Here is a 13,186-nt window from a genome sequence, read left to right as displayed (position 1 = left end):
AATCGGCCCATTTCGCGTTGGCACGCCCCACCCCGCGGACTAACTTGGTACAAAACAAGGCGAAACGCCGCATATAAATCGAGCACCTCCGAGGCATCTATGACCGCACTACACAAAACGCTGGCCAGCTTTGATGAGCCATTGCGCCAACTCTATCTTCTTGCCGTAGCGCCGGATCTCTCGCTGGACGACAAGGTGGCCAAACTGCTCGCTCTGGGGACAGAGGCTCTTGGACTAGACCTCGGCATCGTCAGTCAGGTGGAGCCGCCCGTCTACCGGTGCCTTTACGTGCATGGGCCCGAAGGAGCGCCCGCGCCGGGAACCACCTTTGACGTCTCCGACACCTATTGCTTGCACACGCTCGCAAACGACAAGGTGACGGCGTTTTACCATGCGGAGCAGGAAATTGCCTCTCATCCCTGCTATCAGAGTTTCGGGCTGGAAAGCTACATCGGTGCGCCGTTGTTGTGCGGTGATACGCCTTTTGGCACGCTGAACTTTTCCAGCGCAGCGGCGCGAGGGACCCCCTTTACCACAGGCCAGCAGGAATTTGTGAGTTTCCTCGCCCGTTGGCTGGGCAACGAGTTGCAGCATCAGGCCGAGCGGCGCGAGCTGGACGAGCAGCGCGGCCTATTGAGCGCGATGGTCGCAGCGGTGCCTGAAGCCATCGTTATGGCTGACACCAATCGGCAAATTCAACTGGTAAACCCGGCTGTAGAAACGCTTTTCGGTTACAAGCCAGATCAGTTGTTGGGCCGTCAAACCGCGGTGCTGTACGAGTCTTTAAGCCGCTATGAACAGGCGGGCGAAGAGCGGTTTAATCCCGAACGAAGCGATAAAAACGACGATTACTCGACCTATTGTCGACGGCTGGATGGAACGACCTTTGAGGGGTTGGTCGCCTCAGCGCCGGTCCAGACAGAGGACGGCGAGCATCTGGGGTTTTTGGGGGTCATCCGCGATGTCACTGAACAGCGTGAATTTGAGCGCGCTAAGGACCAGTTGATTGCCACCGTCAGTCACGAGATGAAAACGCCGCTGACCTCCCTGCAGGGGGCGTTAAAACTGCTTGAGGTCGGCGCAGACGATTTGCCCGCCCCCAAACGCAACCTTTTGCACGTGGCGCTGCGCAATGCGCGCGCGATCGAACAGATGGTGGCTGATATCCTTGATGTGGAACAGCTGCGCACACAGGATCAAAGCGGATTTGCCGAACAACCGCTCGCGCCGCTGCTGACCCATACCGCCGAGACGCTGGCGCCCTATGCCAAGGACCGCAACGTGACGCTGAAAGTCACCGCCAATGCGCACCCCGGCCCAGCGCTGCGGCTCCACGAAGGTCGCGTACAGCGGTTGGTTTCGAACCTTTTGTCGAACGCGATCAAAGCCTCTACCGAAGGCGGAACTGTCGAGCTTGGTACCCTTTCAGGGGGCAATGGATTTTGGATCAAAGATGAGGGCGCGGGCTTGCCGTCTGACCTGCAACCGATCCTTTTCGAGCGATTTTCACGCGGCTCGAACTACCGGGTCGAAGAGGGGCACGGGCTGGGCATGAGCATCGTCAAAGCCATCGTAGATCAGCATCTTGGCGACATCAGATTTGAGACCGCCGAAGGCAAAGGCACGACGTTCTTTGTCACCTTCCCTGAGCCAGAACCCAGTGCAACCCCCGCCGATATGCGCGCGGCTTCTTGAGACATCCCGTTACGCCGCGCTGCGATCAGAGCGCATCGGCCCACGACCATCGTCCCCTGCCCTTTAAGCAGGTTAAGAGCGCTTGCAAAACCGCGCCAGACCTGTAGACAAGCCCTGCTTCGGTTCAGGCGGTTCGCCGTCTGATGAAAAGGGAATGTGGTGCGGCCATTGGCCAACTCCACGACTGCCCCCGCAACTGTAAGCGGTGAGCGAAGCCGGTAAGAACCACTGTCACGCAATTTCGTGATGGGAAGGACCGGCCAAGCCTCGACCCGCGAGTCAGGAGACCTGCCAAAGCATTCACCCTGTCCGGGCGCGAGGGGCGTCGGGGCTGCGGATCTTCCGCTCGTGGTGTTTTCACCGTCTGCGGGGGTTTTGCCCCGAAATGACACGTTACAGTCTCCGGCCCCGCGATGGGCCGATATCGAGGGTATATCATGCTCCGTTTTCACCTGCTGGCCACTGCGGCCGTGCTCCCTTTCCTTCCTACTGCCAGCCTTGCGCAAGAAACCTTTGATCTAGGCGAAGTCGTTCTGTCGGGCAGCCTCAGCCCGGTTGCCGAAGACCGGACGGGGGCGACCGTTGAAGTGCTTGAAGGCGACGACCTTGCGGGAAGCGACACCTCGGTCATCCAGCGGCTTGACCGCCTGCCCGGCGTGAGCTCCACCGCCAATGGCGGCTTGGGGGCGAATGCCACTTTGCAGGTGCGCGGCTTGCCGGGGCGCTATGTCGTCGTGCGGGTCAATGGGATCGACATGAACGACCCTTCGGGCACCCAAAACTCGTTCAACTTCGGCTCGCTTACGCCTGCGGGCATTGATCGGATCGAAGTGCTGAAAGGCTCGCAATCGGCGCTCTATGGCTCCGAGGCGATCGGCGGCGTGATCGACATCACCACCTACCGCCCGACGGAGTTGGGCTTTTCCGGGCGCGCCAGCAGCGAATACGGCAGCGACAATACCCGCGCTGCGACGTTGAGCTTTGGCTATCTAACCGAACGCGCAGAACTGGCCTATACCTATGGTCGCGTTCTGACCGACGGTTTCTCAGCCCGTGCGGACGATAACGAAGACGACGGTTTTCGCCAGACAACGCAGACCTTCACTGGGCGCTACGACTTGACCGAAGAGTTCACCGTCGGCGTCGCAGTATCCAACCGGAGCGGCGATCTGGAGATCGACCGCTCTTCGACCAACAACAGCGGTGCGACGTCATTCGAAGAGCGCGGCGCGCGGGTTTTTGCAGAACTGCAGACCGGGACGATCGCGCATACCTTCGCCTATTCCTACTTTGACATCGACCGCCGCGACCCCACGGGTTTCACCACCCGGTTTGAAGGCGACCGCAAACGGCTGTCCTATCTGGGCAGTGCCGCACTCGCGGGCGATATGACACTGAACTTTGGTCTAGATCGCACCGAAGAGAGCTTTAACTCCGGCGGCTCTACTGGCGATGAACGTACTCTATCCGCGCAAGCCGAACTGCTGATGGCCCCCATAAATAACGTTGATCTGTCCGCAGCCCTGCGCTATGACGACAACAGCGACTTTGGTGGCAAGGCCACAGGCCGTCTGGCAGCAGTCTGGCGCCCGCAGGACGATCTGGCTTTCCGCGCCGTTCTGGGTACGGGCTTCCGCGCCCCGTCCCTTTATGAACGGTTCAGTTTCTATGGCGATCCTGCCCTGCAACCTGAAGAGAGCCGGAGCTTTGAACTTGGCGTCGAAAAGACTTATGGCGACAATGCCTCGGTCAAGGCGACCGTTTTCTACACGGAGATCGACGACCTGATCCAATATGATGGCGCATCGACCGCCTGTGGCAGCGGCTTTGGTTGCTACAACCAAGTCCCCGGCACTACGAAATCACGCGGCGTCGAACTCTCCGCTACCTACGCGATCAACCCACGCACCGAGGTCTTCGGCAACTACACCTACACCCACGCCTCCACCAGCGGCGAGCGCTTGACCCGCACACCCAAGCACGATCTGCTGCTGGGTGTGGAAACCAACGTGACTGATCGTTTGCAGGCGACGCTGGATATCCGCCATGTCGGCGACGTGGTGCCCAGCATCTATGCGCCTGCGGATCACAAGGTTGGCACCTACACGCTGGTCGGCGCGGGCATGTCCTATGATGTGACCGATACCGCCCAAGCCTATGTGCGTATCGAAAACCTGTTTGACGAGGATTACGAGACCGCAGGCGGGTACAATACCCCCGGTCGGTCTGCGTTCTTTGGTGTTCGTGCGGATTTCTGATCCCCTCGCAACGCGTGTGATGCTGGCCCTGAGGGCTGGCATCACCGCTATTGGCCTGCTTGCCGGGACAGCCCTGCCCGGCCTGACCGAGGACGTCCCGCGCCGGGTTGTCTCAATGAACCTCTGCACCGATCAGCTTGCCATGTTGCTGGCGGACGAGGGTCAACTGATCTCGATCTCCGACCTCGCTCTTGATCCGCGCAGTTCGGCGATGGTGGATGAGGCCGCTGCCTATCCGGTGAACAACGGTCTGGCCGAAGAGATTTACCTCATGCAGCCTGACCTCGTGCTCGCCGGACGCTATAGCGCGCTAGCGACAGTCGATATGCTGCGCCGTTTGAGCATTCGGGTTGAGCAACTCGATCCGGCGACCTCCCTTGACCAAGTAACCGAGCGCATGGCCCGTATGGGCAAACTGCTAGCGCGCGAAGACGTTGCCGCCGATCAGATCGCCCGCTTTGACCAACGCCTCGCCAGTTTTCGCGATGGGATTTCGCCACGCCCCCGGGCCGCGCTTTACTTTGCCAATGGCTATACCTCGGGCGATCAGACGCTTGCAGGCGATATCCTCTCCGCAGCCGGGATGATTAACATTGCCGCCGAACTGGGTCTGGTCTCGGGCGGGGTGATTCCGCTTGAGACTTTGGCGATGGCCGCCCCTGACACCGTTGTCACCGGTCAGCCCTACCCCGGTGCTTCACGGTCCGAAGAAATCCTGTCGCATCCGGTTGTCGGGGCGCTTCAGGCCGGGCGACCTTCCACCTCTATGAACGCGCAGGACTGGCTTTGCGGCACGCCCTATGTGCTCCGCGCGATTGACCAGATGGCCGGGCTGCGCCGTGAGGTGCAGGCCGCGCGCGAACGCCAGCAGGCCCGCAATTGAGCCGCCTCGCACTCGGTCTTAGCGCCCTCGTCGCCGCGCTCTTCGTCACCGCGCTGGCCGTTGGGCCGGCGCCCCTTGGCATCTGGCATGGGCTTCAGGCGCTGATCGCGGGTGGTGACGGGCCCGAAGTGCTGGTGATGCGCGAAATCCGCCTGCCGCGTGCCTTGCTAGGGCTTATGATCGGCGGCGCTCTGGGTCTCGCCGGGGCCGCGATGCAGGGCTATCTGCGCAATCCACTGGCGGATCCGGGTCTGATTGGCGTCTCGGGCTCTGCCGCCTTGGGCGCGGTGCTTGCGCTGCAGACCGGACTGGCCGCGACGGTCGCGCTTGGCCTGCCGCTGGCGGCATTGGGGGGGGCGCTCTTGGGCGTGGGGCTGGTCTTGGCGCTGGCTGGACCGCGCGGTTCATCGCTGACGCTGATCCTTGCAGGAATCGCAATTTCGGCGCTGGCGGCGGCGCTCACCTCGCTGGTGCTGAACCTCTCGCCCAACCCCTTTGCCGCGAATGAGATCGTCTTTTGGATGATGGGGTCACTCGCCGACCGCTCTATGACCCATGTCGCCATTGCCGCGCCGCTGATCCTGCTGGGGGGCGTGATGCTCGGCTCCCTCGGTCGCGGATTGGACGCCTTGACCTTGGGCGAGGACGCGGCAGAGGCGATGGGCGTGAACCTCACCCGCCTGCGGCTGGTGCTGATCTTTGGCACCGCCGCCGTCGTCGGAGCGGCAACGGCAGTGGCAGGGGCCATCGGCTTTGTCGGCCTTGTGGTGCCGCATTTGTTGCGGCCCCTCGTTGGCGCGCGGCCCGGTCGCTTGCTTTGGGCTTCGGCCTTTGGCGGGGCGGCAATGCTGCTGGCGGCAGATATCGCTGTACGGGTAATCCTGCCGGCCCGCGATCTGAAGCTCGGCGTGGTCACCGCACTGGTCGGTGCGCCGCTGTTCTTGCACCTGATCTACCGCACGCGGCAGGAGGGGTTATGACCCTGCTGGCCCTGCAAGATTTCGCCGTCACCCGGCGCGGGCGGGACATCCTGCGAAACGTGAGCCTAAGCGTTGGCACAGGGGAACTGGTTGGCATCATCGGCCCCAATGGCGCGGGGAAAACGACGCTGATGCGTGCGGCACTTGGGTTGATTGACAGCGCAGGACATAGTTCACTTGCCGCTCTTTCTGCACGAGAGCGCGGGCGGGAGGTTGCGTGGATGCCGCAACAGCGCGAGATCGCATGGCCGGTGGATGTGCAAACCCTCGTCACGCTGGGCCGCACACCGCATCTCAGCCCCGGACAGCGGCCCAAGCCCGAAGATCAAGCCGCCGTTGACCGTGCGCTTGACCGCATGGACTTGCTGAGTTTCCGCGACCGCACGGCCACGCGGCTTTCCGGCGGGGAGCAGGCGCGGGTTCTGATCGCCCGTGCCTTGGCGCAGGAAACCCCATTGCTCATGGCCGACGAGCCGATCGCCGGGCTGGACCCTGCGCATCAGATTGCCACGATGAAGATTTTCGGGGCGCTGGCGTCGGAAGGGAAATCAGTGATGGTTTCGCTCCATGATCTGGGGCTTGCCGCGCGGCACTGCACCCGGCTGATCGTGCTCGACCAAGGTGGTTTGGTGGCTGATGGCGCGCCGCAAGAGGTGCTGACCGCGGCAAGGGTGCGCGAGACTTTCGCGATCAACGCCTTTGTGCAAGACACGCCGGACGGCCTTATTTTTCAGCCGCTGGACGTTGTGACGTGACTGCGGTCCAGCTTGCCCAACCTTGGCTGAGCTTTGACCTTGGCCAGCAGATGCAGGTGCTTAGTTGGGCCATCAACCGTCCCGGATTTGTAAGCGCCAACCGCATCGTCTGGCGCGAGGTGCGCAACGCCGACCTGCCCAAAGACCTCGACGTGCAGGCATGGTTCGCCCGCGAGTTGCAGACGCAAGGCGAGACCGCAAGCGTCGCCTTCCTGACCTCCCGCAATGTTTCACGTTTCACGCAAGCGCGACGCGAGGTCGGCCCTATTTCAGCCCATTGCGTGGCAACGGTGGGCCTGTCGAATGCCGAACGTGTGGGCCATCGGATCGACCGGAGTGGGCAGGACTGGGGCACGATCAACGTCGCGGTAAAGCTGGATCATGGGCTGTCACAGACCGGGCTGATCGAAGCGCTGAGCATCGCCACACAGGCCCGCACCGCTGCGGTGATGGACGGTGGCTTTCAACTGCCCTCTGGTCTTGCCACCGGCACCGGGACCGATTGCATCGCTGTCGCGGCCCCCAGAGGGGCTACAGATTACGCGGGCTTGCATACACAGGTGGGCGAAGCCTTGGGCGCTGCGGTCTATGCGGCGACCTACGAGGGGGCGCTGGCATGGCGCGCGGAATACGGTGCAGAGCGCGTGGGACCGCTGGCGCGTTAAGGCATCGCGTTTGAGCGCTCTCCACTAAGCAAGGACCGCCTGCGCAGCTCGCTGAAACCCTTGCACTGCCCAGAAACCACCCCATATTTTTCCTCAAGATCAACCAACGGCGGAAGACCACGATGGGCTATGTAAAGACAGCAATGCTGATGGCGGCGATGACCGCTCTTTTCATGGGCGTCGGCTATCTGATCGGCGGATCAAGCGGCGCGTTGATTGCGCTGGTGGTGGCGGCAGGGATGAACGCCTTTACATGGTGGAATTCTGACAAGATGGTGCTGCGGATGCATGGCGCGCGGCCGGTCTCTCCCAACGACAGCGCTGGCCTTTATGCCATGACTGCCGAACTGGCGCGAAACGCAGGCATTCCCGAACCAAAGGTCTATCTGATCGATACCCCTCAGCCAAATGCCTTTGCCACCGGGCGCAACCCGGCAAACGCCGCGGTTGCCGTGACAGCGGGGCTAATGCGCAGTTTAAGCCGCGAGGAATTGGCAGGTGTGATCGCACATGAACTTGCGCATATCCGGAACCATGACACCGCCATTATGACGGTCACAGCAACGTTTGCCGGGGCGATTTCCATGCTGGCGAACTTCGCACTGTTTTTCGGTGGGTCGCGGGAACGTTTGGGCTTGGTCGGCACGCTGATGATGATGTTCTTGGCGCCCATGGCCGCAGCCTTGGTGCAAATGGCGATCAGCCGGACCCGTGAATATGCCGCAGATAAGGCCGGGGCTGAGATTTGCGGACAACCGCTGTGGCTGGCCTCAGCGCTTCAGAAAATCGCGATGGGGGCGGCGCGGATCGACAACCATGCTGCCGAACGCAACCCGGCCACGGCGCATATGTTTATCATTAACCCGCTACATGCTCACAAACACGACAGCCTGTTTGCCACCCACCCCGCAACCGAGAACCGGATTGCTGCACTCCGAGCAATGACAGTGCCGCACAGAGCTGCTTCGACGCGTAAGCCGACCAGCAACAGCCGTATCCCGAAAACCGGCCGCCGCAAGACGACACCTTGGCGGTAAGCCTGCTGGGAAACGCCCCGCCTACGCTTAATAGCGCGTCGTTAGGCGATGGCCGGGGCGATAAGTCAGCCGCACATAGGTCACCGCGTTCTCACGCCACCAAGTCGAGCGCTCAACGGTAAAGACCGGGTCGCCGACCGTACAGTCTAAGTAGTCGGCCAAGGATTTCTCAGCAGACCGCGCAAAGAGGCTGATCTCCACCTCTGAAAAAGGAATGGCCGATAGCAGCCATTCTGTTGGCGCGATTTCCTCAAAGGACGCACTCGCGGCCTTTGGCAGGGCGGTCAGGTTGATCCAGCGATCCTCATGCTCATAAGGCACACCGTCTGCGTAATGCATACAGATCAAGTGCAGCGCCTTAGCCTCAGCCGGAAGGTCAAGCCGCGCCCGCAGCCAGTCTGGCGCAGGCTGAGAGATGCAGCTGAGCAAAGTATATCGGTAAGCAGCACCTTTTTGGATGATTTCATCTCGCACCACAGGGATGTCAAAGCGCGCCTGACGGATCGGCGTCATCCGCACGCGTGTTCCAGCCTTGCGGCGTCGCTCGATGATCCCCTCTTCGGCCAGTTCGCGCATCGCCCGGTTCACAGTCGCCCGCGCGCAACCGTAAGTCATAGCGAGGTCTACCTCATTCGCCACAAGACTGCCGGGCGGCCATTGGCCGTTCGTAATTTTCGAGAGGATGTCAGCTTTGACGTCTTTATAAGTGACTTTCATCGCACGCATCCTCTGGCGTTCCGGCACCCTGCCCTGTCGACCTTGGCCAAGGATGGCACAACGCGCAGAGGCGGTGCCGCTATACTGGCTTAAATCTAGACATAACACAATGCGCGCAGACATGAGCAGCGCGGCGGCTGCTGTCACGAAGGATCACGAAAGCCGCAGAAAAATGCTAAGCGATCTACTGACAATCACAAATTTTTGGGTAGTGGCGGACCGAGGAGGATTCGAACCCCCGACCCCCTGATTCGTAGTCAGGTACTCTATCCAGCTGAGCTATCGGTCCACTGGGGCGGGGTTTAGTCTTGCGGCGCGGGGGTTGCAAGCCCTCATTTTGCAGGAAAGCAAAATTCTTGAAACTTTTTGCACCGGCTCAGATCGTTCCATCGCCTTTGGGTAGATTAATCTCGAAAACGGTCCCTTCCGGGTCACTCCGACGCAGGCTCAGCGTGCCGCCATGACCACGGATCAATTCTGACGCGATAACCAGCCCAAGCCCTGCCCCCCCCTTGCGGGCGCCACCTTGGAAAGCGGTGAACAAGTGCTCGCGGGCTTTTGGCGGCAAGCCGGGGCCGGTATCGGAAACCGTGATCCGCCAGACGTCGCCCTCCTCACTGGCGAGCACATGGACTTCGCCCGGCACGCCTGTTGCGGCGATGGCCTGCCGCGCGTTGCGGATGAGGTTGGCCAGCACGCGGTAGAGCTGTTCTGGGTCCGCCCGTACCGTCAGCCCGACGGGCACATCCGCGGCGAAACTGATGTCAGTCTCGGGGTCAGCAAAACGCTCGGCGTCAATCACCTCATCCACCAGTTCAGCAAGTCGCACACGGGTCAGAGTTGGGCCGGGCTCTTCGGCTTTGCCAAAAGCCAAGGTAGATTCGCACAGATGCACGGCGCGGGTGATCGAACTAACGAGTTTGGGGGCCATGCGCTTTACAGTGGGATCTTCGGACATTTCGATCCGGTCGGTGAACAATTGCGCGGAGGTTAAGATATTGCGCAAATCATGGCTGATTTTACTGACCGCCCCGCCCAACTGCGCCAAACGCTCTTTTTGCTTTAACGCCTGTGTCAGATCCGTCTGGAGGGTCTTTAGCGCCTCTTCGGCCTCGCGCAGTTCGGTCACGCCAGCGGAAGGCTCGATAATGCGCCGCGCATCTTCGGGGGCGGCGGCATAGCGCTGCATATGCCCGGCCACCCGCTTGATCGGTTTGAGCAAAAGCGCCCGCATGGCAAAGAACAGCAATACCGCTGTAATAACCGAAATCACCGCCGACAGCATCAAGATACGCATACCGTAATCAAGCATCGCCACGCGCATCGGCGCGGTTTCCATTGTGATCTCGATCAGCAACCCCGCCTCGCGCACCGGCGCCCCAATGACCCGGACAACCTCATTTCCGGGAAGAAACAGGCGCAGCATAGCATCACGGATCAGCACCCAAGCGGAGGCCTCGCGCAGGTCATAGGTCTGCGACACAGTGCGTGGCAGCGGTGAGGCCAGCACCAGTTCCCGCGCTTCGTCACGGCGCAGCACGACGTTGAACACTTCAGCGTTGCGCAACAATTCCTCCTCCAACGCCGGGTCGAGCATATCATCCGCCAGCAGCGCGAGTGAGGCGATCTGCGCCCGCTCCAGTCGGGTGAGCATGTATTCTTCGCGAAACCGGGCAATTGAGGGGACAAAGATCAACACCTCGGCCAACATCACAAAGATGGTGGTCAAGATCAGCAGCCGGCCAGAAAGCGAATGGAGCATAGACGTCCTCAGGGCAGCAGGCGTTGCACGCTGCGCACCACCCATTTGACCAGCCTGCTGTCAAACAGACGTGGGCTGAAATAGGCGCCCGCAGCACGTTTATTAATCTCAGATATCGTCGGATAGGGTGCGACCATAGCCGCAATCTGGCTCATCTTCATGTTGTTGACCAGCGCCAGCGACCAGAGCGAGATCAACTCGCCCGCTTGATGTCCGACGATACTGGCCCCCACCGGGCGACCCTTGACGACCATTACTTTGATAAAGCCTTTGGTCTGCCGATCCGCGATGGCGCGGTCGTTGTGATTGTAGTGAAAACGCACGACTTCCAGCTTGTCCCCGTGTTCCTCATGCGCCTGCGCTTCGGTCAGCCCGACCTGCGCTAGCTCCGGCGCGGCATAGGTGACCCATGGGATATGCGCCAGTTTGGTCTTGCTCGGCAGGCCAAAGAGGATCGAGCGGATCACCACCCCGGCGTGATAGCCTGCCACATGGGTAAATTGCAGCCCGCCCGCCACATCGCCAATGGCATAGACGCGGCGGTTGCTGCTGCGCAGGCTGTCGTCAACCTTGATGCCCGATTTGGTCGTCTCAATCCCGGCTTTGTCGAGGTCGAGCCGCTCGGTATTGCTCTTGCGCCCGACCGCAATCAACAGATGTGAGCCTTTGATCTTGCGGCCATCTTGGGTCTCGACTTCAATCGCCCCTGCCTGCCCGCTGATCCGAGCGGCATCGCTGCCCTCCTCAAAGACGACCCCCTCATCACGCAGGGTTTGCAGGACAACTTCGGCCAGTTCCGGGTCATCCTTCCCCAAGGCGCGACTGCCTTCAATCACGGTGACTTTGCAGCCCATGCGCACATGAGCTTGAGCCATTTCGATCCCGATGGGACCACCACCGATGATGATCAAATGCTCCGGCTTATCGCGCAGATCGAAAAGTGTCTCATTGGTCTCAAACGGCACATCATCCAGCCCCGGTATCGGCGGCACCAAGGGCGAAGATCCGGTGGCCAATACAATGCGCCGCGCGGAGATAACCGTATCACCCGCCTGCACCTCATGGTCGGAAATGAAACGCCCATACTCGCGGATCACCCGAACGCCCAAACCTTCAAACCGCTCGACAGAATCAACCGGCGCGATCTGCGCGATGACCTCTGCCACGTGATCTTTGGCCGCCGCATAATCAACAGTGCCTTGCGCGTTTTCGACCCCGTATGGCGCGCTATGCTGCTGGTTATACGCCATCTTCCCGCTTTTAATCAGCGCCTTGGACGGCACACAGCCATAATTAAGGCAATCACCGCCCATCTTATGACCCTCAAGCAGCGTCACATCCGCGCCCATCTGCACCGCCCCCGCGGCCACGGACAGCCCCCCGGAGCCTGCGCCGATAATGAGAACGTCAGTCTTTATGCGGGTGGTCATTTCAGCAAATCCTTCTTGCCCGAAAACGTCTTGATCGCCACGGGCAACAGCGACAAAGCACAAAGGCCCAGAATGGGCAGCAGAATATGAGGCTCGAATATAATCCCAAGGTCGGGCGTCTCTCCTCGGGCGAATACCGCACCTAGCCCGGCCCCTACGGAGGTAAAGACCAACGCCCCCGGCATAATGCCCAAAAAGGTCGAAATAACAAAGCGTAGCAGTGGCACGCCGAGAAAGGCCGGCACCAGATTAGCGACGAAAAACGGCACCACCGGGACCAGCCGGATGAAAAAGAGCATCGACCATTGGTTGTCGTCAATTCCGGCGCTGATCTTGCGCACCAGCCCCTCAGAGGCATCCATGCGCTGTTTCAAGCGCTCGCCCAATCCCCATTGCGCGGCAAGAAAAATCACCGCCGCCCCCAATGTCGCAGCGCAGACATTATATAAGACGCCCGGAAAGACGCCGAACAAGAACCCCCCGGTCAGCGTGGCGATGGTCGCGCCCGGAAGTGAAAAGGCCACGATCACAACATAGGCGACGACAAACCCAAGCACAGTTAGCAGATAGTTCTGGTCGCGAAAGGCGATGAGTGCCTCGCGATTCTCACGTAGCGCGTCAAAGCTCAGGTAATCGCGCAGCGTGAAGGCGCCGATGGCAGCCACGATTAAGATCACCCCCAAGGGCAAGAATCGCATCGCGGTGGACTTCGGCGGGTCATTTTGGCTCATTCGGGCACTTCCATTGGGCCCCTATGGACCGGGCGGGTTAGGTGCTAAGATGGCGTGAAAGGCTTGTCACCGATAGCCTCTTCACGCGTGGTTGATAGGACTTGTCCGCAAAGGGTCGGTTTTGGGTAGTAGCGGGGGCAAACTGAAACATTCCCCGCGTCGGATAGGCATTTTGTTGCAAAGCACCATTTTTCACCGCCAGGGGGTTTGACTTGGCGGCGTCATCGCTTTAGAGGACGGGCTTGACTTGACGCTGGCCGCGGTGGAACCCTC

At 60.7% G+C, this 13,186-nt stretch carries 11 protein-coding genes, 1 tRNA gene and 1 riboswitch; of the genes, 7 read left to right on the top strand and 5 right to left on the bottom strand.

What is annotated here, in order from left to right; genetic code table 11:
• Positions 1-99: 99 nt before the first annotated feature.
• The 7 genes from HTT03_RS10315 to htpX all read left to right on the top strand — a co-directional run bounded on the left by HTT03_RS10315 (position 100) and on the right by htpX (position 8,273).
• Positions 100-1,695, top strand: coding sequence for an ATP-binding protein (locus HTT03_RS10315; protein ID WP_174859706.1), 1,596 nt, complete (start codon positions 100-102; stop codon positions 1,693-1,695).
• A gap of 103 nt (positions 1,696-1,798) precedes the next feature.
• A riboswitch (cobalamin riboswitch) is annotated at positions 1,799-2,005 on the top strand.
• A 127-nt stretch (positions 2,006-2,132) separates the two neighbouring features.
• Positions 2,133-3,953: a TonB-dependent receptor plug domain-containing protein gene (locus tag HTT03_RS10310; protein ID WP_174859705.1), complete on the top strand. Its 1,821-nt coding sequence runs from the start codon at positions 2,133-2,135 to the stop codon at positions 3,951-3,953.
• 19 nt (positions 3,954-3,972) lie between these two features.
• A complete protein-coding gene (locus HTT03_RS10305) occupies positions 3,973-4,836 on the top strand; it encodes an ABC transporter substrate-binding protein (RefSeq protein WP_174859704.1) in 864 nt (287 codons plus the stop codon).
• Positions 4,833-5,816: a FecCD family ABC transporter permease gene (locus tag HTT03_RS10300; RefSeq protein WP_174859703.1), complete on the top strand. Its 984-nt coding sequence runs from the start codon at positions 4,833-4,835 to the stop codon at positions 5,814-5,816. The genes HTT03_RS10305 and HTT03_RS10300 overlap by 4 nt, the downstream gene beginning before the upstream one ends.
• Positions 5,813-6,571 (top strand): ABC transporter ATP-binding protein, encoded by a 759-nt coding sequence (locus HTT03_RS10295; RefSeq protein WP_174859702.1) that lies wholly within the window; start codon positions 5,813-5,815, stop codon positions 6,569-6,571. The genes HTT03_RS10300 and HTT03_RS10295 overlap by 4 nt, the downstream gene beginning before the upstream one ends.
• Positions 6,568-7,236, top strand: coding sequence for an adenosylcobinamide amidohydrolase (locus tag HTT03_RS10290; protein ID WP_343035786.1), 669 nt, complete (start codon positions 6,568-6,570; stop codon positions 7,234-7,236). The genes HTT03_RS10295 and HTT03_RS10290 overlap by 4 nt, the downstream gene beginning before the upstream one ends.
• Positions 7,237-7,358: 122 nt before the next feature.
• On the top strand, positions 7,359-8,273 hold the full coding sequence (gene htpX, locus HTT03_RS10285) for a zinc metalloprotease HtpX (RefSeq protein WP_174859701.1): 915 nt from the start codon (positions 7,359-7,361) through the stop codon (positions 8,271-8,273).
• A 27-nt stretch (positions 8,274-8,300) separates the two neighbouring features.
• Here the strand turns inward: htpX and HTT03_RS10280 are convergent, their stop codons facing one another.
• The 5 genes from HTT03_RS10280 to HTT03_RS10260 all read right to left on the bottom strand — a co-directional run bounded on the left by HTT03_RS10280 (position 8,301) and on the right by HTT03_RS10260 (position 12,913).
• Complete coding sequence (locus HTT03_RS10280) at positions 8,301-8,990, bottom strand: histidine utilization transcriptional repressor HutC (protein ID WP_174859700.1); 690 nt, start codon at positions 8,988-8,990, stop codon at positions 8,301-8,303.
• Between the two features lie 212 nt (positions 8,991-9,202).
• Positions 9,203-9,279: transfer RNA gene (locus HTT03_RS10275), tRNA-Arg, on the bottom strand.
• Positions 9,280-9,366: 87 nt separating this feature from the next.
• Positions 9,367-10,752: a sensor histidine kinase gene (locus tag HTT03_RS10270; RefSeq protein WP_174859699.1), complete on the bottom strand. Its 1,386-nt coding sequence runs from the start codon at positions 10,750-10,752 to the stop codon at positions 9,367-9,369.
• Positions 10,753-10,760: 8 nt separating this feature from the next.
• Positions 10,761-12,182, bottom strand: coding sequence for a dihydrolipoyl dehydrogenase family protein (locus HTT03_RS10265; protein WP_174859698.1), 1,422 nt, complete (start codon positions 12,180-12,182; stop codon positions 10,761-10,763).
• Complete coding sequence (locus tag HTT03_RS10260) at positions 12,179-12,913, bottom strand: TVP38/TMEM64 family protein (protein ID WP_174859697.1); 735 nt, start codon at positions 12,911-12,913, stop codon at positions 12,179-12,181. The genes HTT03_RS10265 and HTT03_RS10260 overlap by 4 nt, the downstream gene beginning before the upstream one ends.
• Positions 12,914-13,186 lie beyond the last annotated feature (273 nt).

The sequence above is a fragment of the Sulfitobacter maritimus genome (genome assembly GCF_013346665.1).
In the GTDB taxonomy this organism is placed as follows: domain Bacteria; phylum Pseudomonadota; class Alphaproteobacteria; order Rhodobacterales; family Rhodobacteraceae; genus Sulfitobacter; species Sulfitobacter maritimus.
Note: the sequence above shows the minus strand (reverse complement) of the source record. Positions and strands in the feature narration are given on the sequence as shown.

Coding starts and splice junctions, on each gene's coding strand:
- HTT03_RS10265 (WP_174859698.1), bottom strand. CDS start 12,182: ATGACCACCCGCATAAAGACTGACGTTCTCATTATCGGCGCAGGCTCC.
- HTT03_RS10305 (WP_174859704.1), top strand. CDS start 3,973: ATGCTGGCCCTGAGGGCTGGCATCACCGCTATTGGCCTGCTTGCCGGG.
- HTT03_RS10260 (WP_174859697.1), bottom strand. CDS start 12,913: ATGAGCCAAAATGACCCGCCGAAGTCCACCGCGATGCGATTCTTGCCC.
- HTT03_RS10280 (WP_174859700.1), bottom strand. CDS start 8,990: ATGAAAGTCACTTATAAAGACGTCAAAGCTGACATCCTCTCGAAAATT.
- HTT03_RS10270 (WP_174859699.1), bottom strand. CDS start 10,752: ATGCTCCATTCGCTTTCTGGCCGGCTGCTGATCTTGACCACCATCTTT.
- HTT03_RS10310 (WP_174859705.1), top strand. CDS start 2,133: ATGCTCCGTTTTCACCTGCTGGCCACTGCGGCCGTGCTCCCTTTCCTT.
- HTT03_RS10315 (WP_174859706.1), top strand. CDS start 100: ATGACCGCACTACACAAAACGCTGGCCAGCTTTGATGAGCCATTGCGC.
- htpX (WP_174859701.1), top strand. CDS start 7,359: ATGGGCTATGTAAAGACAGCAATGCTGATGGCGGCGATGACCGCTCTT.
- HTT03_RS10295 (WP_174859702.1), top strand. CDS start 5,813: ATGACCCTGCTGGCCCTGCAAGATTTCGCCGTCACCCGGCGCGGGCGG.